Annotated in this window: 17 protein-coding genes, 2 tRNA genes, 3 rRNA genes and 1 other annotated feature; of the genes, 12 read left to right on the top strand and 10 right to left on the bottom strand. The window is 56.3% G+C overall.

What is annotated here, in order from left to right:
• Nucleotides 1–18 precede the first annotated feature (18 nt).
• Nucleotides 19–375 (top strand): 50S ribosomal protein L19, encoded by a 357-nt coding sequence (gene rplS, locus AAIE04_RS15725; protein WP_019455136.1) that lies wholly within the window; start codon nt 19–21, stop codon nt 373–375.
• Nucleotides 376–518: 143 nt separating this feature from the next.
• Here rplS and AAIE04_RS15720 read toward each other — a convergent pair whose 3' ends face one another.
• From AAIE04_RS15720 to AAIE04_RS15705, 4 genes are all read right to left on the bottom strand, one after another.
• Nucleotides 519–746, bottom strand: coding sequence for an ogr/Delta-like zinc finger family protein (locus AAIE04_RS15720; RefSeq protein WP_498577309.1), 228 nt, complete (start codon nt 744–746; stop codon nt 519–521).
• Between the two features lie 64 nt (nt 747–810).
• Nucleotides 811–1,326: a lysozyme gene (locus AAIE04_RS15715; protein WP_019455137.1), complete on the bottom strand. Its 516-nt coding sequence runs from the start codon at nt 1,324–1,326 to the stop codon at nt 811–813.
• Nucleotides 1,310–1,531 carry an HP1 family phage holin gene (locus AAIE04_RS15710; protein ID WP_154747083.1) on the bottom strand — a complete coding sequence of 74 codons (222 nt, stop codon included), beginning with the start codon at nt 1,529–1,531 and terminating at the stop codon, nt 1,310–1,312. The genes AAIE04_RS15715 and AAIE04_RS15710 overlap by 17 nt, the downstream gene beginning before the upstream one ends.
• 246 nt (nt 1,532–1,777) lie before the next feature.
• Nucleotides 1,778–2,542 (bottom strand): DUF481 domain-containing protein, encoded by a 765-nt coding sequence (locus AAIE04_RS15705; RefSeq protein WP_025159658.1) that lies wholly within the window; start codon nt 2,540–2,542, stop codon nt 1,778–1,780.
• A 506-nt stretch (nt 2,543–3,048) separates the two neighbouring features.
• On the opposite strand from AAIE04_RS15705, the gene AAIE04_RS15700 reads away from it, so the two are divergent.
• Both AAIE04_RS15700 and tyrA read left to right on the top strand, forming a co-directional pair.
• Nucleotides 3,049–4,125 carry a 3-deoxy-7-phosphoheptulonate synthase gene (locus tag AAIE04_RS15700; protein WP_019455140.1) on the top strand — a complete coding sequence of 359 codons (1,077 nt, stop codon included), beginning with the start codon at nt 3,049–3,051 and terminating at the stop codon, nt 4,123–4,125.
• Between the two features lie 3 nt (nt 4,126–4,128).
• Nucleotides 4,129–5,250 carry a bifunctional chorismate mutase/prephenate dehydrogenase gene (tyrA, locus tag AAIE04_RS15695; RefSeq protein ID WP_198635863.1) on the top strand — a complete coding sequence of 374 codons (1,122 nt, stop codon included), beginning with the start codon at nt 4,129–4,131 and terminating at the stop codon, nt 5,248–5,250.
• Nucleotides 5,251–5,305: 55 nt separating this feature from the next.
• Here tyrA and pheA read toward each other — a convergent pair whose 3' ends face one another.
• From pheA to bamD, 4 genes are all read right to left on the bottom strand, one after another.
• The gene (gene pheA, locus AAIE04_RS15690; protein ID WP_042783716.1) at nt 5,306–6,463 is read right to left on the bottom strand and encodes a bifunctional chorismate mutase/prephenate dehydratase; all 1,158 of its coding nucleotides are present in this window, start codon (nt 6,461–6,463) and stop codon (nt 5,306–5,308) included.
• Nucleotides 6,464–6,505: 42 nt separating this feature from the next.
• Nucleotides 6,506–6,632: a sequence feature (Phe leader region), on the bottom strand.
• The gene (locus tag AAIE04_RS15685) at nt 6,584–6,631 is read right to left on the bottom strand and encodes a hypothetical protein (protein ID WP_101428074.1); all 48 of its coding nucleotides are present in this window, start codon (nt 6,629–6,631) and stop codon (nt 6,584–6,586) included. Its footprint overlaps the feature before it by 48 nt.
• Nucleotides 6,633–6,754: 122 nt before the next feature.
• Nucleotides 6,755–7,096: a ribosome-associated translation inhibitor RaiA gene (gene raiA, locus AAIE04_RS15680; RefSeq protein WP_004932457.1), complete on the bottom strand. Its 342-nt coding sequence runs from the start codon at nt 7,094–7,096 to the stop codon at nt 6,755–6,757.
• 311 nt (nt 7,097–7,407) lie between these two features.
• Nucleotides 7,408–8,139 carry an outer membrane protein assembly factor BamD gene (gene bamD / locus AAIE04_RS15675; RefSeq protein ID WP_004932456.1) on the bottom strand — a complete coding sequence of 244 codons (732 nt, stop codon included), beginning with the start codon at nt 8,137–8,139 and terminating at the stop codon, nt 7,408–7,410.
• A gap of 131 nt (nt 8,140–8,270) precedes the next feature.
• On the opposite strand from bamD, the gene rluD reads away from it, so the two are divergent.
• The 9 genes from rluD to AAIE04_RS15630 all read left to right on the top strand — a co-directional run bounded on the left by rluD (nt 8,271) and on the right by AAIE04_RS15630 (nt 20,091).
• Nucleotides 8,271–9,248, top strand: coding sequence for a 23S rRNA pseudouridine(1911/1915/1917) synthase RluD (gene rluD / locus AAIE04_RS15670; protein WP_025159659.1), 978 nt, complete (start codon nt 8,271–8,273; stop codon nt 9,246–9,248).
• The gene (gene yfiH / locus AAIE04_RS15665; protein WP_498057860.1) at nt 9,248–9,979 is read left to right on the top strand and encodes a purine nucleoside phosphorylase YfiH; all 732 of its coding nucleotides are present in this window, start codon (nt 9,248–9,250) and stop codon (nt 9,977–9,979) included. The genes rluD and yfiH overlap by 1 nt, the downstream gene beginning before the upstream one ends.
• Nucleotides 9,980–10,109: 130 nt before the next feature.
• Nucleotides 10,110–12,683, top strand: a complete 2,574-nt coding sequence (gene clpB, locus AAIE04_RS15660; protein ID WP_004932446.1) for an ATP-dependent chaperone ClpB — start codon at nt 10,110–10,112, stop codon at nt 12,681–12,683.
• A 511-nt stretch (nt 12,684–13,194) separates the two neighbouring features.
• A 16S ribosomal RNA gene (locus tag AAIE04_RS15655) occupies nt 13,195–14,736 on the top strand.
• 74 nt (nt 14,737–14,810) lie between these two features.
• A tRNA-Ile gene (locus AAIE04_RS15650) sits at nt 14,811–14,887 on the top strand.
• Nucleotides 14,888–14,925: 38 nt separating this feature from the next.
• Nucleotides 14,926–15,001, top strand: a tRNA-Ala gene (locus AAIE04_RS15645).
• Between the two features lie 207 nt (nt 15,002–15,208).
• A 23S ribosomal RNA gene (locus AAIE04_RS15640) occupies nt 15,209–18,116 on the top strand.
• 103 nt (nt 18,117–18,219) lie between these two features.
• A 5S ribosomal RNA gene (rrf, locus tag AAIE04_RS15635) occupies nt 18,220–18,335 on the top strand.
• Together the 16S, 23S and 5S rRNA genes with 2 tRNA genes alongside form the textbook arrangement of a ribosomal RNA operon.
• A 445-nt stretch (nt 18,336–18,780) precedes the next feature.
• Nucleotides 18,781–20,091 (top strand): MFS family transporter, encoded by a 1,311-nt coding sequence (locus AAIE04_RS15630; protein ID WP_063919965.1) that lies wholly within the window; start codon nt 18,781–18,783, stop codon nt 20,089–20,091.
• A gap of 36 nt (nt 20,092–20,127) precedes the next feature.
• Here the strand turns inward: AAIE04_RS15630 and pssA are convergent, their stop codons facing one another.
• Together pssA and AAIE04_RS15620 are read right to left on the bottom strand one after the other, a co-directional pair.
• A complete protein-coding gene (gene pssA, locus AAIE04_RS15625; RefSeq protein ID WP_074055605.1) occupies nt 20,128–21,483 on the bottom strand; it encodes a CDP-diacylglycerol--serine O-phosphatidyltransferase in 1,356 nt (451 codons plus the stop codon).
• A gap of 152 nt (nt 21,484–21,635) precedes the next feature.
• Nucleotides 21,636–24,284 carry a bifunctional acetate--CoA ligase family protein/GNAT family N-acetyltransferase gene (locus tag AAIE04_RS15620; protein ID WP_498577308.1) on the bottom strand — a complete coding sequence of 883 codons (2,649 nt, stop codon included), beginning with the start codon at nt 24,282–24,284 and terminating at the stop codon, nt 21,636–21,638.
• Nucleotides 24,285–24,297 lie beyond the last annotated feature (13 nt).

Below are 24,297 nucleotides of genomic sequence, written 5' to 3'. Positions count from 1 at the left end.
TAGGGTAAGAGACATATTATGAGCAACATTATTAAGCAACTTGAACAAGAGCAGATGAAACAAGACGTACCTGCATTCCGTCCGGGTGATTCCGTGGAAGTGAAGGTATGGGTCGTTGAAGGTAGCAAAAAACGTCTGCAGGCATTCGAGGGCGTGGTTATCGCTATCCGTAACCGCGGTCTGCACTCTGCATTCACTGTTCGTAAGATTTCCAACGGCGAAGGTGTTGAGCGCGTATTCCAGACTCACTCCCCAGTAATCGACAGCATTACTGTTAAACGTCGTGGTGCCGTTCGTAAAGCTAAACTGTACTACCTGCGTGAACGTACTGGTAAGTCTGCTCGTATCAAAGAGCGTCTGAACCGCGTTAACTAACGCTGCATCCAAAAGTTAATAGTTATCAGGGGTTGGCCTATGCCAACCCCTTTTTTTATCCGAAAATTCTATCGCGCTGTATTTGCGAGAGTCCGTCTGCGTAGTACCGACATGAAAAAGCCTGCATCAGCAGGCCTTTTACCCTACAGCGCGGCGGCGCTTTGTTTATGCTGATTCTCCTGCGGGTGCGGCTGCGCCGGGACAATATCATCGCCAGGTTTAACGATCACCCGTGCAACGGACTCGTGCGTGGCGAACGTGCAGCTGCAGTTGATGTTGCGACATTGATGGTAACGCTCTTTGGTCGACTCGCTCAGATAACGGCTGGAGCGAGTGTGGGCCACGTGACCGCATAGTGGACAGTGCATCATAAGAACCCCCTTGAACAAATTAAGTGAAATTGTTGTGGCATCACCACTTCGGTGTGCGAGCCCGTCATGTCGAGGCCATGCCTTGCAAACACAGTGCGCGTTCCTTGGCGCGTCGCTGTTCCAGCCCCTTGTTTTTCTTTCCATTTACGTAAACCCAGCGCGGCAACTGATCGCAGGCCTGCCGCCACTGGCTTTGTTGCAGCAGCGCGACCAGCGTGGAGTGGCAGGCGGCGCTGATGCCGACGTTGAAGGCGAAGGCAATCACCGCGTCATAGGTTTCTTGTGAGAGCGTTTGCGGTAGGCAGGTGGCCATGCCGCGCTCGGTACGGCGAACATCGTCCACCAAGTCCACAGCGGCTTTCCGTTCATCGATCGCCTCAGCTGGGATGACGCCGGCGGTGTGTCCAATACCCCGCGTCCATACTCCGGCGCTGCACTGGTAAGGCGACAGGCGGCAACCTTCGAGATCGGCGATCAGCCTGAGGCCTGCCTCTGAGGTTTGCAGTTCGCCGAAAGAGGGCAACAGCACGGCGATGGCCAAAACGGCGGCGACGCTGCAGCGTTTAACGATTGCACTCATCGTAAATTTTCCTCCGTAATGCCGCATTGCGTTCAATGGCCTTCAAGATCTGCAGGCTTTTACGGCGGTAGTACCAATTCACCAGAAAAGTGCCGATTCCTACCGCGGCACCAACTAAAAAGGCAATGTCCTGCGGTGACAGTTTGCCCAGCCAGGCGAGAAACAGCGCCATGGTATAGGTGATGAATGAGGTAATTTTCTCCATAGCTGATGCTCGCTTTGTGTACAGAACCTTGGGACAGGAGGTATCGATGCTTTGTTGACTGCTCGCTATCGATATCCGTCATGCTCCTGGCCTGTATAATAATCACTGTATATGCATACAGTATTAAGCTATTTGCTAAAGTCGTCAATGGGTGGGGTGAATATTTTTAGCAAATTGTGCAAAGGGTGACGACAGGCATAAAAAAAGCCCATCGATGATGGGCTTCGTGAAAGGGGGACGGGGAGATTACAGGCCGTAAACCAGCGTGACCGAGGTAGTGGTGTCGGTGTTCTTCGGCGCCGAGGCCGGCGGTTTGCTGTTGTAGGTCACGGTGTAGGCCACGCGCAGTGAGAAACGATCGTTGATCGCCACGTTCAGCGCGCTTTCCGAGTTCAGCGTAGTTTCTTCGTTCGCCAGTGCGGAGACGCCCTGAATGAACTTGGTGTTGTCGGTCAGCTGGTAGGAATAGTTGGCCGCGCCGTAAGCCAGGCCTTTGGTTGAACGGCCGCCGCCGTGGTATTCGTCATGGCGCACGCCGGGGCCGAATTCCACCCGCAGGTCGCTGAGAGGCCCATTGAGGATTTGACGGCCGTAGCCGCCGGTCAGCGTGGAACGCGAGTCGTAACCATTGAAACGGTCGCTCAGCCAACTGGCCTGGCCGAACAGGTAGTTGCGATCGGTCAGGTTATAGCGCGTACGGCCGCCGGCCTGGTATTTCTCGGACGAGCGCACGTTGGAGGAGGTGGTGTTGTTGGCCGCACCCCACAGGCTGTACGCCGCATCGGTGTTAAACCAGGTCATGTTGGTATTGGCCAACAGGGTGGAGCTCTGCGAATTGCCGGACTGGGCGTTATAGCCCGCCTGCACGTTGCCTTCGAACGGTTTCTTGGCGGTGGCCGGATCGTCCATCGCGGTGAAAAGCGTATTGTCGGCAAGGGCTGAAACACTGGTGAAAGTCGTTAAGCAGCAAATATACAGCGGAAAAGCGCGACGAGCGCGAGAAGAGAGCATCTTGGATCCAGTTGTTAAGGGTGGTTATTGTTGATGACGGTCACATTATATCGGTTCATTTCGGCGACAAAAATAGCCGCCATTAGCTTAAGTTTTTAATTTTTATTCCTCATTTATTCGCTTTTCTTCTACATAAATTCATCGCTTTCGGCGGTATTTCGTGCTGGGCCTGGCGGAGAGCCTCCTCTGCCTATTTTCCGGCGTCTAATCGGATTGGGCTCCTCTCTGTAAATTCGAGTGTGAATTTATGTTTACATCTCGCGGCCTTTGTCAGAAAGGTGTGTAACAGTGTGAATATGGATTGGGTTTTAGCTTAGTTATTTGTATTTATTGTATTTTTGTTTGATTTTGTGATGCTAATACAAAGCGGTTTCAATGAAAAATATCACGGTAATTTTTTATTTACGGAAAATGGATTGAAAACTTTACATATCGTGATAGGGTAGAGCCTTGAAACGCTCAATGTTCCATTTCAACGCATAACGCCAAACGACAGGAATTGCATCATGCAAAAAGACGCGCTCAATAACGTACATATCAGTGCAGAACAGGTTCTCATCACGCCAGAGGAGCTGAAAAACCAGTTCCCGCTCAGCGCCAGCGACGAAAATGAAATCGCCGCCGCGCGCAACACCATCGCCAACATTTTACAGGGGCGCGACCATCGCCTGTTGGTGGTGTGCGGGCCTTGTTCGATCCACGATCCGGATGCGGCGCTGGACTACGCCCGTCGTTTGAAAACCCTGGCGGCTGACTTGAGCGATCAGCTGTATATCGTTATGCGCGTCTATTTTGAAAAACCCAGAACCACTGTCGGCTGGAAAGGTTTGATCAACGATCCGTACATGGACGGCTCGTTTGACGTTGAAGCAGGCTTGCATATCGCGCGTCGCCTGTTGCTGGATCTGGTGGGCATGGGCTTGCCGTTGGCTACCGAAGCGTTGGATCCGAACAGCCCGCAGTACCTGGGGGACTTGTTCAGCTGGTCGGCAATCGGTGCGCGCACCACCGAATCGCAGACGCACCGCGAAATGGCCTCCGGCCTGTCGATGCCTGTCGGATTTAAAAACGGCACCGACGGCAGTCTGGGCACCGCCATCAACGCCATGCGCGCCGCCGCCATGCCGCACCGCTTTGTCGGCATCAACCAGGCGGGGCAGGTTTGCCTGTTGCAGACTCAGGGCAACCCGGACGGGCACGTTATCCTGCGTGGCGGCAAGACCCCGAACTACAGCGCCGAGCACGTTGCGGCCTGTGAAAAACAGATGCTCGAGGCGGGACTCCACCCGTCCTTGATGATAGATTGCAGCCATGGCAACTCGAATAAAGACTATCGCCGTCAGCCGGCGGTTGCCGAGTCCGTGGTGGAGCAGATCAAAGCGGGCAATCGCTCGATCACCGGCATTATGCTGGAGAGCCATCTGCATGAAGGCAATCAGTCTTCCGAACAGCCGCGTGCAGACATGCGTTACGGTGTGTCCGTCACCGACGCCTGCATCGACTGGGAAAGCACGGAAACGCTGCTGCGCCACATGCATCAGGAACTCGGCGCTGCGCTGACGGCACGCACGGGAGAAAAGTAAGTTATGGTGGCAGAACTGACCGCGCTGCGCGATCAAATCGACGAGGTGGATAAAGCGCTGCTGGATCTGCTGGCGAAGCGCCTGCATCTGGTAGCGGAAGTGGGGGAGGTGAAAAGCCGTCACGGTCTGCCGGTCTATGTGCCGGAGCGCGAGGCGGCGATGCTGGCCTCGCGGCGCCAAGAGGCGGAAAACCTCGGCGTGCCGCCGGATTTGATCGAGGACGTTTTGCGCCGCGTGATGCGCGAATCCTACGTCAGCGAGAATGATAAAGGCTTTAAAACCCTGTGCCCGCAGCTGCGGCCGATCGTCATCATCGGTGGTAATGGCCAGATGGGCCGGTTGTTCAACCGCCTGCTGACGCTGTCGGGTTATCAGGTCAGGGTGTTGGATCAGGAAGATTGGCCGCAGGCGGAACAGCTGTTGGCGGATGCCGGCATGGTGATTGTCAGCGTGCCGATTCACGTGACCGAGCAGGTGATAAGCCGCCTGCCGCCGCTGCCCGCCGACTGCATTCTGGTGGATCTGGCCTCGGTGAAAAATCGCCCGTTGCATGCGATGTTGGCGGTGCACAGCGGCCCGGTGGTCGGCTTGCACCCGATGTTCGGCCCGGACGTGGGCAGCGTGGCCAAGCAGGTGGTGGTTTACTGCGACGGCCGCCAGCCGGAGGCCTACCAGTGGCTGCTTGAACAGCTGCAGGTGTGGGGCGCGCGGCTGCATCGCATCAGCGCAGTCGAGCACGATCAGAATATGGCGTTTATCCAGGCGCTGCGGCACTTCGCCACCTTCGCCTACGGCTTGCACCTGGCGGAAGAGAACGTGCAGCTGGAGCAATTGCTGGCGCTCTCATCGCCAATCTACCGGCTGGAGCTGGCGATGGTTGGCCGCCTGTTTGCGCAGGATCCGCAGCTGTACGCCGACATCATCATGTCGTCTGAAGAAAACGTGGCGCTGATCAAGCGCTATTACCAGCGTTTTGGCGAGGCGATAAAGCTGTTGGAGCACGGTGATAAACAGGCGTTTATCGACAGCTTCCGCAAGGTAGAGCACTGGTTCGGCGATTACGCCCAACGCTTTCTGGTGGAGAGCCGCACGCTGTTGCGGCAGGCTAACGATAGTCGGCAGTAACGCGCGGGCAGCAGATATGGAGGGTTCGGCTTGGCCGAACCCTTTTTTTATGGTTTCACGACGGGTTGACCGGCACCACGGTGTCGCTCGGGTAACAACCCAACACCTTCAGTGAGCGGGTGATCGGCGCCAGATCGCGCAGTGCTTTTTGCATCGCGTCGGCGCGCAGGTTGGCCTGCACATCGATATAAAACATCTCTTCCCACGGATTGCCGTTGATCGGGCGTGACTCCAGTTTGGTCATGATAATGCCGTTGTCTCGCAGTACCAGCAGCGCTTCGACCAGCGCGCCGGATTGCTGGCCGGTCGCCATGATCAGCGTGGTTTTGGCCGGCACCTGTTCGGAGACGTCGATCGCTTTGCGCGCCAAGACGATGAAACGGGTGATATTTTGTTGCTGGTTGGCGAGGTTGTGCTCCAACACTTGCAGCCCGTACAGCGCGCCGCCGGCTTCGCTACCGAGCGCAGCCACCTTCGGTGAATTCAGCTTGGCGACTTTCTCCATCGCGGCGGCGGTGCTTTCGGTATATTCAATTTTCCAGTGCGGGAAGCGATTCAGGAACTGGCTGCACTGCTGGAACGGCTGCGGGTGGCTATAGACGGTTTCAATCTGGCTAAGATCGCTGTCGCCGGCGATCAGAACGCAGTGGTTGATCGGGTTAGTCAGCTCGCCGACGATCGACAGGCTGGTATGTTGCAGCAGATCGTACACCTCGTTAATCGAGCCGGAGCTGGTGTTCTCGATCGGCAGAATGGCATAGTCCGCCTGGCCGGTTTCCACCTGGGCGAAGATATCCTGAAACTTCTGGCAGCCGCATTCGATCAGCCGATCAAAATGACGGGCGGCGTATTGGCGCGCCGCCAGATGCGAATAAGAGCCTTTAGGGCCGAGGAAGGCGATGCGGGCGGAGTGTTGGCTGACGGGGTTGAGCTGGTGCTGCAGCAGCGCCTGTTGGGTCAGGACGGAATCTTCGATAATCAGTTGAAACAGACGGGTGACGTAGAAGCCATCCAGGTCGTAAGGCTTGGCGGCGGCGATCAGCGCATCCAGCAGATCGCGCTCGCGCTCTTTATCGCGGATCGGGCGGTGAGAGTGCAGCTTGGTCTTGCCGACTTCGATCGCCAGCTCACGGCGTTCCGCCAGCAGAGCCAGCAGTTTCAAGTCCAGTGCGCTGATGCGCTCGCGCAGCACCAATAACGGGTTGTCAGTCATAATCAGCTTCCGCCTTCTGTTCTTATTCGTTGTAAAACAGCCATAAAAAAAGCCCCCTGTCTCCAGGAGGCCTTGTTGTTCGTCTTCGCATTTTTTCTCACACGACGAAACGCCTCCCAGTCAGGGGAAGGTAAAAAAGAATGCGAAGAAAAACGGTGTGCGTGGCATGGTCTACCTAAGGTTGTTGTGAACAGGTTTTAAAGTAACCGCTGGCCTTTAGCCCGTCAACAAAAATACCCGACAAAAAACGCGCCCTCGGGCGCGTTTGATGCGGCAATCGCAGTCGGACGGTTATTCCTGCTCTTGCGTGACTTCCGGCACGATGTCTTTCACGCTGGCATTGCAGCGGCGCGCTTCGCCTTTGTGCTGCACCTTGTTCAACTGGCGCTCCAGCTTGGCGATAAGCTCATTAACGGCGGTATACATGTCGTCATGTTTGGCGCTGGCGACCAGCGGGCCGTTAGGCGTGGTAATGGTAGCGTCGGCGACAAACCCTTGCGGCTCTTTGGATAAGACGATATGCGGGTTAATCAGCTGGGTCTGCCATTTTTCCAGTTTGGTGAGACGGTCTTCGACGTGATTGCGGATGGCGGGAGTGATATCCATTTGTTTGCTGGTAATGTTCAATGTCATATAACTTACCTCTCTGTCTTTCCGTCTTGGTGAGTCCAGCATACCCCGCTTTTTGTTTAAATGCGTGATGTGAATCACGATTTTTTGTCACTTTTTGCAAAGTTAGTTCAATCTGTGATTCAGCATCTGAATTGATTATCTAATGCTTGAGAGTTGCCGCTGGATGGCGCATTATCGATGAGTTGACCGGTGAATAGCGCTCGCTAACACCGTGTTTTTACTTGTGTATTTTTCCAGTAAAACCCGGTCGACGCCAATGAAAACGGCAGCCTGGGCTGCCGTTTGGTTTTTCTATCGTTGCCGATGCGCGATTATTGCGGGTTGGCGGCGATCACTTTGGCCACTTTGTCAGCCTGGCCGTTCAGCTGCAGCTGCTTGTAGGCATTTTCCATCAGCGGCAACACGTCGTGCGTCGCTTTGGTATCCGGGAATTCACGCAACATCTGCTCGGCGCGATTAACGACCGCGACGTAAGCACCGCGTTTAGTGTAGTATTCCGCCACCGAAAGCTCATACTTGGCCAAGCGGTCTTTCAGATACACCAAACGCTTGTTGGCGTCGGTTGCGTATTGGCTGTTCGGATATTGCTGAATCAACTGGCTGAAGTCGCGGAACGCAGCGCGAGCGTGCTGAGGATCGCGGTCCGAACGGTCAACCCCGAAGAAGCCCTGCAGCGCGCTGTCATCGAGCGCCATGTCGGTCAGGCCACGCATGTACATCACGTAATCGATGTTCGGGTGCGTCGGGTTCAGGCGCATGAAGCGATCGATCGATGCTTGAGCCATCGGCAAGTCGGCAGCCTTATAGTAGGCGTAAATCAAATCCAGCTGGACCTGCTGGGAATACGGCCCGAAAGGATAGCGGTTGTCTAACGCTTCGAGTTGCGTAATCGCGCCCTTGAAGTTACCGTCCTGCAGTTTTTGCTGCGCGGTAGCATAGATTTCCGAAGGTGGGTTGTCGGGAACCGCATCCTTGGATGTGGAGCAACCTGCCAGCGCCAGGCTCAACGTGGCTGCCGCCACCAGATATTTCATACGCGTCATGACGTTTTGATTATCCTCAGGGTGTTATTCCGGGAGACTGTCCGTTAAGCTCCCGACAAAGACCAGGTACAATAGCACATTATATTAAACGGCATCGCCGTGAAAACCCAACGTTAACGAAGAAGCTGCATATGGCACAACAAGTACAACTCACCGCAACGGTGGCCGAATCTCAACTCGGACAACGTTTAGATCAGGCTTTGGCCGAATTGTTCCCTGATTATTCACGATCTCGCATAAAAGAGTGGATCCTGGGCGATCGGGTGAAGGTCAATGGCAAAACGTCAAACAAACCGAAAGAGAAGGTGCTGGGCGGAGAGGCAGTCGCCATCGATGCACAGATAGAAGAAGAAGCGCGTTGGGAGCCGCAGGACATCGCGCTGGACATCGTCTATGAAGACAGCGACATCCTGGTGATCAACAAGCCGCGCGATTTGGTGGTGCATCCTGGCGCCGGCAACCCGGATGGCACGGTGCTCAATGCGCTGCTGCATCACTACCCGGAAATCGCCGACGTGCCGCGCGCCGGCATCGTACACCGTCTGGATAAAGACACCACCGGCCTGATGGTGGTGGCGAAGACCGTACCGGCGCAAACTCGGCTGGTGGAAGCGCTGCAGGCGCGTGAAATCACCCGTGAATACGAAGCGGTGGCGATCGGCACCATGACGGCAGGCGGCACGGTAGAGGAGCCTATCGCGCGCCACTCCACCAAACGCACTCACATGGCGGTGCATCCGATGGGTAAACCGGCGGTGACGCATTATCGCATTATGGAGCACTTCCGTGCGCATACCCGCCTGCGTTTGCGCCTGGAAACCGGCCGTACTCACCAGATCCGCGTGCACATGGCCTACATCAGTCATCCGCTGGTGGGCGATCCGCTGTACGGCGGCCGTCCACGTCCGCCAAAGGGCGCTTCGGAAGCCTTCATCAACACGCTGCGCGGCTTTGACCGCCAGGCGTTGCACGCCACCATGCTGCGTTTGTACCATCCGATCAGCGGCATCCAGATGGAGTGGCATGCGCCGCTGCCGCAGGACATGGTCGATCTGATCAATGCGCTGAAGGCGGACACCGAAGAATTCAAAGATCAGATGGACTGGTAATGAACTCGCTCATTCTGCCTGACTGGCCGTTACCTCCCGGCGTTAAGGCCTGCAGCACCACGCGCGGTGGCGGCGTCAGCCTGGCGCCTTATGACTCGCTGAATCTCGGCGCCCACGTCGGCGACGAGGTGCAAGCGGTGAAGCGCAATCGGGAACGGCTGGTTATCGCCGCCGGTTTGCCGCAAATGCCGGTGTGGCTCGAGCAGGTACACGGCACTCGCGTGGTGACGTTGGCCGGGCAAGCGCCCGCCGATCTGCGGGCGGATGCGGTGTACAGCAATGTGCCGGGGCAGGTGTGCGCAGTGATGACGGCGGATTGTCTGCCGGTGCTATTCTGCTCGCAGCGCGGCGACGAAGTGGCCGCCGCTCACGCCGGTTGGCGTGGGTTATGCCACGGCGTGCTGGAGCAAACCGTAGCGGCGTTCAACGCCGCGCCGGGCCAGATCAGCGCCTGGTTGGGGCCGGCGATCGGCCCACAGCAGTTTGAGGTCGGGCCGGAGGTGCGCGCCGCTTTCATGGCGGAAGACGCCGAAGCCGCGGCGGCGTTTACGCCGCACGGCGATAAGTTTTTGGCTAATATCTACTTGCTGGCTCGCCAACGTTTGTTGCGAGCGGGCGTGCAAGCCATCTATGGCGGCGACCGCTGTACGGTTAACGAAACGAGTCATTTTTTCTCCTATCGACGCGACGGAATAACCGGACGTCTGGCAAGTTTAATCTGGCTGATATAACCTATTGAATTAGGACGATCCAACGACGCATGGCGTTGTACCGAAAATTTAGCGTCGAGATAACCTTGAAAATTTGAGGGATGACCTCATTTAATCTCCAGTAGCAATTTCGACCCATCTTGGAGGTGTTATGCGTCTGGATCGTCTTACCAACAAATTCCAGCTTGCCCTCGCCGATGCCCAGTCACTAGCCCTTGGGCACGACAACCAGTTTATTGAACCGCTACATCTGATGAGCGCCCTGCTCAATCAGGAAGGGGGCACGGTTCGTCCATTATTAACTTCCGCAGGTATCGATGCCGGGCGCGTGCGCACCGAGATCGAACAGGCGCTGTCCCGTTTACCGCAGGTAGAAGGCACCGGTGGCGACGTTCAACCGTCCCACGAGCTGGTGCGCGTTTTGAACCTGTGCGACAAGCTGGCGCAGAAGCGTGCGGACAAATTCATTTCTTCCGAGCTGTTTGTGCTTGCGGTGCTGGAAGACCGCGGCTCGCTGACCGACTTGTTGAAAGCGGCTGGTGCGACGGCCGACAAAATCAGCAAAGCCATTGAACAAATGAGAGGCGGTGACAGCGTGGAAGATCAAGGTGCTGAAGACCAACGGCAAGCATTGAAGAAATATACCATCGACCTGACCGAGCGCGCCGAGCAGGGCAAGCTTGACCCGGTGATCGGCCGTGACGAAGAGATCCGCCGCACCATTCAGGTGCTGCAGCGCCGTACCAAAAACAACCCGGTGTTGATCGGCGAACCTGGCGTGGGTAAAACCGCCATTGTCGAAGGCCTGGCGCAACGCATCATCAACGGCGAAGTGCCGGAAGGGCTGAAGCACAAGCGCGTATTGTCCCTTGATATGGGCGCTTTGATCGCCGGCGCCAAATACCGCGGCGAGTTTGAGGAGCGCCTGAAAGGCGTGCTCAACGATTTGGCCAAGCAGGAAGGCAGTGTGATCCTGTTTATCGACGAACTGCACACCATGGTCGGTGCCGGGAAGGCGGATGGCGCGATGGATGCGGGCAACATGCTGAAGCCGGCGCTGGCGCGCGGCGAACTGCACTGCGTCGGTGCCACCACGCTGGATGAGTACCGCCAATATATAGAGAAGGATGCGGCGCTCGAACGTCGTTTCCAGAAAGTGTATGTAGCGGAGCCGAGCGTGGAAGACACCATCGCTATCCTGCGCGGCCTGAAAGAGCGTTACGAACTGCACCACCATGTGCAGATCACCGACCCGGCCATCGTGGCGGCGGCAACGCTTTCGCACCGTTATATCGCCGATCGTCAATTGCCGGACAAGGCTATCGACCTGATCGACGAAGCGGCGTCCAGCATTCGCATGCAGATGGACTCCAAGCCGGAATCGCTCGACAGGCTTGAGCGCCGCATCATTCAATTGAAGCTGGAACAGCAGGCGCTGAATAAAGAGTCTGACGATGCCAGCAAGAAACGCCTGGAAATGCTCAGCGATGAGCTGGGGCAGAAAGAGCGCGAGTATTCGGAGCTGGAAGAAGAGTGGAAAGCGGAAAAAGCGTCGCTCTCCGGCACCCAGAATATCAAGGCTGAACTCGAACAGGCCAAAATCACTCTGGAGCAGGCGCGGCGCGTCGGCGATCTGGGGCGGATGTCGGAACTGCAATACGGCAAAATCCCTGAGCTGGAGAAACAGCTCGCCGCCGCCACGCAGGCCGAAGGCAAGAGCATGAAGCTGCTGCGCAACCGGGTGACCGATGCGGAGATTGCCGAAGTGCTGGCGCGTGCCACCGGGATCCCGGTGGCCAGAATGCTGGAAGGGGAGCGTGACAAGCTGCTGCGCCTGGAGCAAGAGCTGCATTCGCGGGTTATCGGCCAGGACGAAGCGGTCAGCGCGGTTTCCAATGCGATTCGCCGCAGCCGCGCCGGGTTGTCCGATCCCAACCGGCCGATCGGTTCATTCCTGTTCCTCGGCCCGACCGGGGTGGGTAAAACCGAGCTCTGCAAGGCGTTGGCTTCGTTCTTGTTCGACAGCGACGACGCCATGGTGCGTATCGATATGTCCGAGTTTATGGAGAAGCACTCCGTCTCTCGTCTGGTCGGCGCGCCTCCGGGCTATGTCGGTTATGAAGAGGGTGGCTATCTGACGGAGGCCGTACGCCGTCGGCCTTATTCGGTGATCCTGCTGGATGAAGTCGAGAAAGCGCACCCGGACGTGTTCAACATCCTGCTGCAGGTGTTGGATGACGGCCGCCTGACCGATGGTCAAGGCCGCACCGTCGATTTCCGCAATACCGTGGTGATCATGACGTCCAACTTGGGTTCGGATCTGATCCAGGAGCATTTCGGTCAGATGAACTACGCGCAGATGAAAGAGTCGGTGATGGAGATGGTGAGTCACCACTTCCGTCCGGAATTTATCAACCGTATCGATGAAGTGGTGGTGTTCCATCCGCTGGGCGAGAAACATATTGCTGCGATCGCCAAGATTCAGCTGTCGCGTCTGTACAAGCGTTTGGAAGAGCGCGGTTACGAAGTGACTATGACCGAGCCTGCTCTGGCGCTGTTGAGCAAAACCGGTTACGACCCTGTCTATGGCGCGCGTCCGTTGAAACGCGCTATTCAGCAGGAGATCGAGAACCCGTTGGCGCAGCAAATCCTGTCCGGCAAGCTGATCCCCGGCAAGCTGGTGACGCTGGATGTGGAAAACGACCATATCGTCGCACGCCAATAACGGCGATTAAGCGTAATAAAGATAAAAGGGAGCGGGCGACCGCTCCCTTTTCTTTATCTTCGTTTGCTCCTGTTTGCAGCGTTTGCCGCTATTACTGCGCTAAAACCGGTATTTTTTGACTAATAAACATCCTAAAAAGGCGTTTTTGGTGATTATTTGAACGCTTGAAAAGTTTTTTGCAATTAGGGGTTGCGGCCCGCCGAGAACTCCCTATAATGCGCCTCCACTGACCGGGAACAACGACTGACAAGCCGCCGGGTCAGCGAGAAGAAAGCGAAATAAACGCTTGACTCTCCGGGCGAAAAGCGTAATATACGCAGCCCGCGCCGATGAGGTTTCTTGGCACTGCTCTTTAACAATTTATCAGACAATCTGTGTGGGCACTCCACAAGACGATATCCAGCATCTTCGGATGCAAAAAATATCAAGTCTTGAAGAGTGACTAACTGAAGTAAAATTCATGCAGTAAATCTTTGAGCATCGCTTCTCGAGTGGAAGCAAATCAAGCTTTTAATTGAAGAGTTTGATCATGGCTCAGATTGAACGCTGGCGGCAGGCTTAACACATGCAAGTCGAGCGGTAGCACAGGGGAGCTTGCTCCCTGGGTGACGAGCGGCGGACGGGTGAGTAATGTCTGGGAAACTGCCTGATGGAGGGGGATAACTACTGGAAACGGTAGCTAATACCGCATAACGTCGCAAGACCAAAGAGGGGGACCTTCGGGCCTCTTGCCATCAGATGTGCCCAGATGGGATTAGCTAGTAGGTGGGGTAATGGCTCACCTAGGCGACGATCCCTAGCTGGTCTGAGAGGATGACCAGCCACACTGGAACTGAGACACGGTCCAGACTCCTACGGGAGGCAGCAGTGGGGAATATTGCACAATGGGCGCAAGCCTGATGCAGCCATGCCGCGTGTGTGAAGAAGGCCTTCGGGTTGTAAAGCACTTTCAGCGAGGAGGAAGGTGGTGAGCTTAATACGTTCATCAATTGACGTTACTCGCAGAAGAAGCACCGGCTAACTCCGTGCCAGCAGCCGCGGTAATACGGAGGGTGCAAGCGTTAATCGGAATTACTGGGCGTAAAGCGCACGCAGGCGGTTTGTTAAGTCAGATGTGAAATCCCCGGGCTCAACCTGGGAACTGCATTTGAAACTGGCAAGCTAGAGTCTCGTAGAGGGGGGTAGAATTCCAGGTGTAGCGGTGAAATGCGTAGAGATCTGGAGGAATACCGGTGGCGAAGGCGGCCCCCTGGACGAAGACTGACGCTCAGGTGCGAAAGCGTGGGGAGCAAACAGGATTAGATACCCTGGTAGTCCACGCTGTAAACGATGTCGATTTGGAGGTTGTGCCCTTGAGGCGTGGCTTCCGGAGCTAACGCGTTAAATCGACCGCCTGGGGAGTACGGCCGCAAGGTTAAAACTCAAATGAATTGACGGGGGCCCGCACAAGCGGTGGAGCATGTGGTTTAATTCGATGCAACGCGAAGAACCTTACCTACTCTTGACATCCAGAGAACTTTCCAGAGATGGATTGGTGCCTTCGGGAACTCTGAGACAGGTGCTGCATGGCTGTCGTCAGCTCGTGTTGTGAAATGTTGGGTTAAGTCCCGCAACGAGCGCAACCCTTATCCTTTGTTGCCAGCGGTTCGGCCGGGAACTCAAAGGAGACTGCCAGTGATAAACTGGAGGAAGGTGGGGATGACGTCAAGTCATCATGGCCCTTACGAGTAGGGCTACACACGTGCTACAATGGCGTATACAAAGAGAAGCGACCTCGCGAGAGCAAGCGGACCTCATAAAGTACGTCGTAGTCCGGATTGGAGTCTGCAACTCGACTCCATGAAGTCGGAATCGCTAGTAATCGTAGATCAGAATGCTACGGTGAATACGTTCCCGGGCCTTGTACACACCGCCCGTCACACCATGGGAGTGGGTTGCAAAAGAAGTAGGTAGCTTAACCTTCGGGAGGGCGCTTACCACTTTGTGATTCATGACTGGGGTGAAGTCGTAACAAGGTAACCGTAGGGGAACCTGCGGTTGGATCACCTCCTTACCTAAAGATATTAGTTCGAGTGGCGTGCTCACACAGATTGTCTGATAGAAAGTAACGAGCAGAAATACCTTTATAGGCTTGTAGCTCAGGTGGTTAGAGCGCACCCCTGATAAGGGTGAGGTCGGTGGTTCAAGTCCACTCAGGCCTACCACTTCTCAGAAGTGGAAAAGGTACTGCACGTGACTGTATGGGGCTATAGCTCAGCTGGGAGAGCGCCTGCCTTGCACGCAGGAGGTCAGCGGTTCGATCCCGCTTAGCTCCACCATATAGTCCGGTATTTCAATACTTCAGAGTATATTGGCGACAGTATGCTGCGAAGTATTTTGCTCTTTAACAATCTGGAACAAGCTGAAAATTGAAACATGACGGCTGAAATTTGTCCCTCCGTAGATGTACTGGGATGAAGAGTAACCTGTCATAGAGTCTCTCAAATGTTTGCAGCGCGAACGATGGAAACATCTTCGGGTTGTGAGGTTAAGTGACTAAGCGTACACGGTGGATGCCTAGGCAGTCAGAGGCGATGAAGGGCGTGCTAATCTGCGAAAAGCGTCGGTAAGGTGATATGAACCGTTATAACCGGCGATACCCGAATGGGGAAACCCAGTGTGTTTCGACACACTATCATGTCATGAATACATAGTGGCATGAGGCGAACCGGGGGAACTGAAACATCTAAGTACCCCGAGGAAAAGAAATCAACCGAGATTCCCCCAGTAGCGGCGAGCGAACGGGGAGGAGCCCAGAACCTGAATCGGCTTGTGTGTTAGTGGAAGCGTCTGGAAAGTCGCGCAGTAAAGGGTGATAGCCCCGTACACTAAAATGCACAGGTCGTGAGTTCGATGAGTAGGGCGGGACACGTGACATCCTGTCTGAATATGGGGGGACCATCCTCCAAGGCTAAATACTCCTGACTGACCGATAGTGAACCAGTACCGTGAGGGAAAGGCGAAAAGAACCCCGGCGAGGGGAGTGAAATAGAACCTGAAACCGTGTACGTACAAGCAGTGGGAGCACCTTCGTGGTGTGACTGCGTACCTTTTGTATAATGGGTCAGCGACTTATATTTTGTAGCAAGGTTAACCGTATAGGGGAGCCGTAGGGAAACCGAGTCTTAACTGGGCGATTAGTTGCAAGGTATAGACCCGAAACCCGGTGATCTAGCCATGGGCAGGTTGAAGGTTGGGTAACACTAACTGGAGGACCGAACCGACTAATGTTGAAAAATTAGCGGATGACTTGTGGCTGGGGGTGAAAGGCCAATCAAACCGGGAGATAGCTGGTTCTCCCCGAAAGCTATTTAGGTAGCGCCTCGTGAACTCATCTTCGGGGGTAGAGCACTGTTTCGGCTAGGGGGCCATCCCGGCTTACCAAACCGATGCAAACTCCGAATACCGAAGAATGTTATCACGGGAGACACACGGCGGGTGCTAACGTCCGTCGTGAAGAGGGAAACAACCCAGACCGCCAGCTAAGGTCCCAAAGTCATGGTTAAGTGGGAAACGATGTGGGAAGGCATAGACAGCCAGGATGTTGGCTTAGAAGCAGCCATCATTTAAAGAAAGCGTAATAGCTCACTGGTCGAGTCGGCCTGCGCGGAAGATGTAACGGGGCTAAACCATGCACCGAAGCTGCGGCAGCGACGCTTATGCGTTGTTGGGTAGGGGAGCGTTCTGTAAGCCGTTGAAGGTGGCCTGTGAGGGTTGCTGGAGGTATCAGAAGTGCGAATGCTGACATAAGTAACGATAAAGCGGGTGAAAAGCCCGCTCGCCGGAAGACCAAGGGTTCCTGTCCAACGTTAATCGGGGCAGGGTGAGTCGACCCCTAAGGCGAGGCTGAAAAGCGTAGTCGATGGGAAACAGGTTAATATTCCTGTACTTGGTGTTACTGCGAAGGGGGGACGGAGAAGGCTAGGCTAGCCGGGCGACGGTTGTCCCGGTTTAAGCGTGTAGGGGGTGTGACCTGGTAAATCCGGTTGCATACTAACCCTGAGGCGTGATGACGATGCACTACGGTGCAGAAGTAGTTGATGCCCTGCTTCCAGGAAAATCCTCTAAGCTCCAGGTAACATTAAATCGTACCCCAAACCGACACAGGTGGTCAGGTAGAGAATACCAAGGCGCTTGAGAGAACTCGGGTGAAGGAACTAGGCAAAATGGTGCCGTAACTTCGGGAGAAGGCACGCTGGCATGTAGGTGAAGTCCCTTGCGGATGGAGCTGAAGCCAGTCGAAGATACCAGCTGGCTGCAACTGTTTAATAAAAACACAGCACTGTGCAAACACGAAAGTGGACGTATACGGTGTGACGCCTGCCCGGTGCTGGAAGGTTAATTGATGGGGTCAGCCGCAAGGCGAAGCTCTTGATCGAAGCCCCAGTAAACGGCGGCCGTAACTATAACGGTCCTAAGGTAGCGAAATTCCTTGTCGGGTAAGTTCCGACCTGCACGAATGGCGTAATGATGGCCAGGCTGTCTCCACCCGAGACTCAGTGAAATTGAACTCGCTGTGAAGATGCAGTGTACCCGCGGCAAGACGGAAAGACCCCGTGAACCTTTACTATAGCTTGACACTGAACATTGAGCCTTGATGTGTAGGATAGGTGGGAGGCTTTGAAGCGTGGACGCCAGTCTGCGTGGAGCCATCCTTGAAATACCACCCTTTAATGTTTGATGTTCTAACTCTGCCCCGTGATCCGGGGTGAGGACAGTGTCTGGTGGGTAGTTTGACTGGGGCGGTCTCCTCCCAAAGAGTAACGGAGGAGCACGAAGGTTAGCTAATCACGGTCGGACATCGTGAGGTTAGTGCAAAGGCATAAGCTAGCTTGACTGCGAGAGTGACGGCTCGAGCAGGTACGAAAGTAGGTCTTAGTGATCCGGTGGTTCTGAATGGAAGGGCCATCGCTCAACGGATAAAAGGTACTCCGGGGATAACAGGCTGATACCGCCCAAGAGTTCATATCGACGGCGGTGTTTGGCACCTCGATGTCGGCTCATCACATCCTGGGGCTGAAGTAGGTCCCAAGGGTATGGCTGTTCGCCATTTAAAGTGGTACGCGAGCTGGGTTTAGAACGTCGTGAGACAGTTCGGTCCCTATCTGCCGTGGGCGTTGGAAGATTGAGAGGGGTTGCTCCTAGTACGAGAGGACCGGAGTGAACGCACCACTGGTGTTCGGGTTGTCATGCCAATGGCATTGCCCGGTAGCTAAGTGCGGAAAAGATAAGCGCTGAAAGCATCTAAGCGCGAAACTTGCCTCAAGATGAGTCTTCCCTGGGCCTTTAAGGTCCCTGAAGGAACGTTTAAGACTAAGACGTTGATAGGCTGGGTGTGTAAGTGCAGCGATGCATTGAGCTAACCAGTACTAATGATCCGTGAGGCTTAACCTTACAACACCGAAGGTGTTTTGGTGAGACCAAGACAATATTCAGCTTGTTTACAGATTGGATTGACTGGCTTCAGCGATGAAGCGGGTTGATTAAAACGAATTTGCCTGGCGGCAATAGCGCGGTGGTCCCACCTGACCCCATGCCGAACTCAGAAGTGAAACGCCGTAGCGCCGATGGTAGTGTGGGGTCTCCCCATGCGAGAGTAGGACACTGCCAGGCATCAAATAAAACAACAAGCCTCATGCGAAAGCATGGGGCTTTTTGTTTTGTCTGTTATCTGGCGTTCTGCCCGAGCATGGGCATCCTGAGACGAATGGTGTAGGACAAATCCGCCGGGAGCGGATTTGAACGTTGCGAAGCAACGGCCCGAAGGGGGGCGGGCAGGACGCCCGCCATAAACTGCCAGGCATCAAACAAAGCCGAAAGCCCTGAACTGACGTTCAGGGCTTTTTGCTATGCGTAAAATGGAAAATCCCCGTTGTAACCCGCTTCAACTTTCATCGTACTGTTTAATATTCATCACAAAACCAACGCATTGTTTCTCTGAATGTCAGATATTCTTCGTCCGCTATTAAGTTTGGCTGTTAACTTATAAATAACAATAAAGTAACACCAGGCGGCAGGAAGCCGAATTTCATCATTGCTATGGCTCGGAGAAAACATCATGACAGAAACAACCTCGGCTCTTGAGGGTGAGCACGGCGTCGAACAGGGGGCGCTCGATAACAAGAAACGCATTTTCGCTATCGTCGGGGCTTCATCAGGCAATCTGGTGGAGTGGTTTGATTTTTACGTTTACTCCTTCTGTTCCATTTACTTTGCCGCCTCGTTCTTCCCGGCAGGCAACAGCACCACGCAGCTGTTGCAAACCGCCGGGGTATTCGCCGCCGGCTTCTTCATGCGGCCGATCGGCGGTTGGTTATTTGGCTACATCGCTGACAAACATGGTCGTAAAAACTCAATGCTGCTGTCGGTCTGCATGATGTGCGCTGGATCGCTGGTGATCGCCTGCCTGCCGACTTATGAATCGATCGGCAGCTGGGCGCCGGCGCTGCTGCTGATCGCCCGCCTGTTCCAGGGGCTGTCGGTAGGTGGAGAATATGGCACCAGCGCCACCTATATGAGTGAGGTGGCGATCAAGGGGCGACGCGGTTTCTATGCTTCGTTCCAGTACGTCACCTTGATCGGCGGGCAACTGCTGGCTCTGCTGGTATTGGTGATCCTGCAGCAAATTTTGTCCGGCGAAGAACTGAAGGCCTGGGGCTGGCGTATTCCGTTCGCCTTGGGGGCGGTGTTGGCGGTGGTGGCGCTGTATCTGCGCCGTTCGCTGAATGAAACCTCCGATGCGAAGACGCGTAACCACAAGGATGCCGGTTCGCTGACGGGGCTGTGGAAAAACCGCAAGGCATTCCTGATGGTGCTGGGCTTTACCGCCGCCGGTTCGCTGACCTTTTACACCTTCACCACCTACATGCAGAAATATCTGGTCAACACCGCCGGTATGGACGCCAAGCTGGCCAGCGCCATCATGACCGTCGCACTGTTCGTCTTTATGCTGCTGCAGCCGGCGGTGGGCGCGTTCTCGGATAAAATCGGCCGTCGCAGCTCGATGTTGATCTTCTCAGCCTTCGCCACCGTGTTGACGGTACCGATCCTGTTCGCTCTGAAAGGAGTGACCAACCCTTTTATGGCGTTTGGCCTGATCGTATTGGCGCTGTTCATCGTCAGTTTCTACACCGCGATTAGCGGGCTGCTTAAAGCCGAGATGTTCCCGCCGGAGGTGCGCGCGTTAGGGGTGGGCTTGTCTTATGCGGTGGCGAATGCCCTGTTCGGCGGCTCGGCGGAATATGTCGCGCTGTCGCTAAAATCGTTCGGCGTGGAGAACGCTTTCTTCTGGTATGTCTCCGGCATGTGCCTGTTGGCGTTGCTGGTTTCGCTCCGGCTGCATCGCAAAGGCAAGGAGATACAGCTGTAATGAAAACCCCGGCCTTGGCCGGGGTTAGCGTAGAGCTTACAGGATGCGGCTAATCAGCCGATCGATGCGGATGCGGCGCAGGCGGCGAATCAGCTTACGCACCTTGATCGGATACTGCTGAATACTTTGCAGCTCCTGATAATGGCCGACCACAGTGGTGTGGGTGCGGATGCACTCCAGCTCTTTTTGCCGCTGCTCGCGCATCTCTTGTTTGGGATCGTGGATCAGAATGGCGTTTTCCAGATCCAGCCGCCAGGCGCGTGGGTTGAGGTTATTGCCGGTAATCAGCTGCCACTCTTCGTCCACCCACATGCCTTTCAGGTGATAGCTGTTATCGCCATCCTTCCACAGCCGCACGATCAGCTGGCCGGTATCGACGTAACGCTGCAACCGGCTCAGGAAGCGGCGCAGGTTGATCTCGTACAGGTAGGGCAGTGCGCCGATGATTTTGAACGGCTGATCTTCCGGAATATAGAAGTCGTTGGCGGTCTTATCGCCGACGATGATCTCCACCTGTTTGCCCTGGCGCAGCAGATAGATGATGTTGCGCACCAGCAGCGCCGGCAGGTTGAAATAGGGGGTGCACAGTGTCAGTTTCTGGTCGGCGCACGACATCAGGTGATGAATGGTTTTATTCAGCACGCTTTGTTTGCCCAGCCCAACCAACGGTGTCACCGCCAGCTCATCGTTGCCGGCCTTGCCGCGGAAGTGATAACCGGCGCGGCGCAGGGCGAAACGGAACAGGCGGGTCTCGTTTTTAATCTCCGGGCTTTTCGGCCGATCGCTGCGATCGAGGCGCTGCACCGCGCCGGCGGTCAGCAGATGCTGCTTGATGTAATCAATCAGGGTATCGGCCAACACCTCATTGGTGATCAGCTGGTAGCGATCGTAACGGTATTTCTCATGCTGATGCAGATAAACGTCGTTGATGCTGGCGCCGCTGTAGATCACGGTATCGTCGACCACAAAGCCCTTCAGATGCAATACGCCCAGCGCTTCACGGGTATTGACCGGCACGCCGTAGATCGGCACCGACTGTTCCGGGTGCTGGCTGGCCATGGCGCAATACCAGTCGGCGTTGGTATTGGCGGCGGCAGCGCCGATGCGCCCGCGCTGTGCGCGGTGCCAGTCGACCAGCACGCAGATTTCCAGCTCGGGCCGCCGTTGCTTGGCTTGATACAGTGCGTTGAGGATCTCACGCCCGGCGTCGTCATGCTCCAGATACAGGGCCACCAGATAGATGCGTTGGGTGGCGTTGGCGATGGAATCCAGCAGCGTGGTGCGAAAGTCGGACGGCGCGTACAGAGTACGAACGTCAGCAACCGTCTGGGGGAGTTTGGGCAGTTGTGCAAGGTGTTGTTGATGTTTGCTACGTTTAAATTTTGACAACATCACAGTGCGCTTCTTCTCTCATGATTGATGGCCGGAACGCCACAGGCTTAAAAACAATAAACCGAATAATCGGGCGATAATACCATTAGTTGCCTCGATTGTGCGTATGTTTTGGCGTTAAGTGGTGGATTCGTAGCGCATTGCGACGCAGGTCACTGCGCGTCGGCGGCCTGCAGCGGCAGCGTCAGATTGACGATGCCGTCCTCAAGCTGCACCTCGATGCCAAAGCCCAGCCGCTGAGCCAGCGCGATCATGCCACGGTTATTCGGCATGGTGATGCCGCTCAGGCGGGTCAGGCCATGGGCGCGCGCATAGGCGATCATTTTTTCCAGCAGTTGCCGGCCCAGCCCCAGCCCTTTCAGGTCGGAACGCACCAGCACGGCGAACTCGGCATCGGTGTTGTCCGGATCGGACAACGCACGGGTCACGCCGATGATTTCGTCTGCGCGCACCGCCACAAAGGCCATTTCTCGATCGTAGTCGATCTGTGTCATGTTGGCCAAATCGTCATGGGTAAACTCGCTGATCTCGCTGAAGTAGCGATAATAGAGATCTTCCTTGGTCACCCGGTCGATGAAATGCTTCAGCGCCGGTTCGTCTTCGGGCAGGATCGGACGGAACAGGCACTGGCTGCCGTCTTTCAGCGCGATGGTTTCCTCCAGCTCATGCGGATAAGGGCGGATCGCCAGCCGCGCCTGCGGATCGCCGCTGAACGGTGCGAGCTGCATCGAAACGTCCAGCAGGGTGAATTCGCTGCCGGAAGCCAGCACCGGGTGAATATCCAGCCGGGCGATCTCCGGGCAATCGAGGATCAGGTTGGAAACCTGCACCAGCAAGCGGCTTAGCCCGGGGATATCTAAAGGCCGCAGCGCGCTGCGCCCGCGGATCTTGCCGCCTTTCACCGCCTGCAGCACCAGATAACGCGCCAGCGCCATATTCAGCGGCGGCAGCGCGACCGCCACCTGATTTTCCTGACGCCACTCCACGCCGCCTTCGCCCAGCATGATCAGCGGGCCGAAAATGGCATCCTGTTCCACCGCGATACGCAGTTCCTGGGCGCCGGCGCGGTTGGCCATGCTCTGCACCAACAGGCCGTGGATACGCGCCTGCGGATAGGTGCGCTTCACGCGGTCGAGGATCGCCTCCGCCGCGCGTTGCACTTCGGTCGCGGTGCGCAGATAAAGCATCACGCCCTGAACTTCCGATTTGTGCGGGATATCCGGCGAACGCAGCTTCAGCGCCACCGGATAGCCGATCTGTTCGGCGATGTGTACCGCCTCGGCGCTGTCTTCGGCGATCCAGGTTGGCAGGGTGCTCAGGTCATAGGCCTGCAGGATGGATTGCACCTCGTGGGTATCCAGCTGGGTGGCCCCTTCGGCCAGCGCCTGGTGGATCAGACGGTGGGCGTCGGCGGTGTTGGCGGTCAGGCCAACCGGCAGCGCCGGCGTCTCTTTCAGCTGCTTCTGGTTGCGGCGGTATTCCACCATATGCATAAAGGCGGTGACCGCGCCTTCCGGCGTGCGGTAGGTGGGAATGGCGGCTTCGGTAAACAGCCGTCGCGCCTCTTGCGAGGAGTATTCGCCACACCAGTTGGTCAGCAACGTGATGCGCTTGCCGCGCGCATGGCGGTGCAGCGCGTCGATCAGCCGCTGCGCCGTGGCGGTGCCCGGCGCGGCCGCGCTCGGCGCGTGGATCAGCAGCAGCGCGTCATAGTCGTGGCTGTCGAGCAGCGCTTCGAGCGCCACCAGGTAACGCTGCGGCGTCGCGTCGTCGCGCAGATCGAGCGGGTTGCCGGCGCGAATGAAATCCGGCAGCGCATCGCTCAACGTCGCCAGGCTCTCATCGCTCAGCGTCGCCAGCTTGCCGTTGCGCCCAAGCAGCTCGTCCAGCGCCATCGCCGCCGGCGCCGCACCGTTGCTGACGATCATCAGCCGCTCGCCGCGTAGCGGATGCATATGGCTGAGGGTTTCCACCGCCGAGAACAACTCGTGAGTATCCTGCACGCGCAGCAGACCGGCGCGCTGGATGGCGGCGTCATAGGCGGCGTCCAGCCCCAGCTGGCTGTTGAGCAACAGCTGCGCCTGTTGGCTGCGACCGCTTTTGATCACCAGAATGGGTTTGTTGCGTGAGGCGCTGCGCGAAGCGGAGAGAAAACGCCGCGCGTCGCTGATGTTTTCCAGATACAGCAGGATGGCGCTGGTCTTGCCGTCGCGCGCCAAAAAGTCGAGTAGATCGTCGACGTCGATATCCAGGCTGTCGCCCAGCGCAATGAAATAGGAGAAGCCGACCTCGCGCTGTTGCGCCCAATCGAGAATGGTGTTGGCCACGGCGGCGGACTGCGAGATAAACGCCAGCTTGCCTTTTTGGATAGGCACCGGCGAGAAGCTGGCGTTGATGCCCTGCCACGGCGCCAGCAATCCCAGGCTGTTGGGGCCCAGCAGCCGCATGGCGTAGCGCTGCGCGCAGGCTTTCAGCTCGGCGAACTGTTCCGGTGGCGAAGAGAGCACGATGGCGGTTTTACAACCGCGTTGGCCCAGCGCTTCGATCAGCGCCAGATTGCGGTCGGCGTGGGTGCAGATGATCGCCAGATCCGGCGTCAGCGGCAGGCTGGCGACGTCGGGATAGGCCATGACGCCGCATACCGCCTTGTAGCGCGGCGTGACCGGCAAGATAGGCCCGCTGAAACCGCCGGCCAGCAGGTTGCTCATCATCAGGTTGCCGGCGCGGCCCGGCTGCTGCGAAGCGCCCAGAACGGCGATCGATTTGGGACGTAGTAGCGCTTCTAACCCTCGCTGGCTCATGCACGGCTCCTTT

The sequence above is a fragment of the Serratia sp. Ae19-1 genome, assembly GCF_059801225.1.
The sequence above is the reverse complement of the archived record's forward strand: the minus strand, read 5'-3'. Positions and strand labels throughout refer to the sequence as shown.

What these genes read in the sequence shown, in the direction of transcription:
- pheA (WP_042783716.1), bottom strand. Translation starts at nt 6,463, where the DNA reads ATGACTGACAACCCGTTATTGGTGCTGCGCGAGCGCATCAGCGCACTG.
- AAIE04_RS15630 (WP_063919965.1), top strand. Translation starts at nt 18,781, where the DNA reads ATGACAGAAACAACCTCGGCTCTTGAGGGTGAGCACGGCGTCGAACAG.
- raiA (WP_004932457.1), bottom strand. Translation starts at nt 7,096, where the DNA reads ATGACATTGAACATTACCAGCAAACAAATGGATATCACTCCCGCCATC.
- clpB (WP_004932446.1), top strand. Translation starts at nt 10,110, where the DNA reads ATGCGTCTGGATCGTCTTACCAACAAATTCCAGCTTGCCCTCGCCGAT.
- AAIE04_RS15705 (WP_025159658.1), bottom strand. Translation starts at nt 2,542, where the DNA reads ATGCTCTCTTCTCGCGCTCGTCGCGCTTTTCCGCTGTATATTTGCTGC.
- pssA (WP_074055605.1), bottom strand. Translation starts at nt 21,483, where the DNA reads ATGTTGTCAAAATTTAAACGTAGCAAACATCAACAACACCTTGCACAA.
- AAIE04_RS15700 (WP_019455140.1), top strand. Translation starts at nt 3,049, where the DNA reads ATGCAAAAAGACGCGCTCAATAACGTACATATCAGTGCAGAACAGGTT.
- AAIE04_RS15720 (WP_498577309.1), bottom strand. Translation starts at nt 746, where the DNA reads ATGATGCACTGTCCACTATGCGGTCACGTGGCCCACACTCGCTCCAGC.
- rplS (WP_019455136.1), top strand. Translation starts at nt 19, where the DNA reads ATGAGCAACATTATTAAGCAACTTGAACAAGAGCAGATGAAACAAGAC.
- bamD (WP_004932456.1), bottom strand. Translation starts at nt 8,139, where the DNA reads ATGACGCGTATGAAATATCTGGTGGCGGCAGCCACGTTGAGCCTGGCG.
- AAIE04_RS15710 (WP_154747083.1), bottom strand. Translation starts at nt 1,531, where the DNA reads ATGGAGAAAATTACCTCATTCATCACCTATACCATGGCGCTGTTTCTC.
- rluD (WP_025159659.1), top strand. Translation starts at nt 8,271, where the DNA reads ATGGCACAACAAGTACAACTCACCGCAACGGTGGCCGAATCTCAACTC.
- AAIE04_RS15620 (WP_498577308.1), bottom strand. Translation starts at nt 24,284, where the DNA reads ATGAGCCAGCGAGGGTTAGAAGCGCTACTACGTCCCAAATCGATCGCC.
- tyrA (WP_198635863.1), top strand. Translation starts at nt 4,129, where the DNA reads ATGGTGGCAGAACTGACCGCGCTGCGCGATCAAATCGACGAGGTGGAT.
- yfiH (WP_498057860.1), top strand. Translation starts at nt 9,248, where the DNA reads ATGAACTCGCTCATTCTGCCTGACTGGCCGTTACCTCCCGGCGTTAAG.
- AAIE04_RS15715 (WP_019455137.1), bottom strand. Translation starts at nt 1,326, where the DNA reads ATGAGTGCAATCGTTAAACGCTGCAGCGTCGCCGCCGTTTTGGCCATC.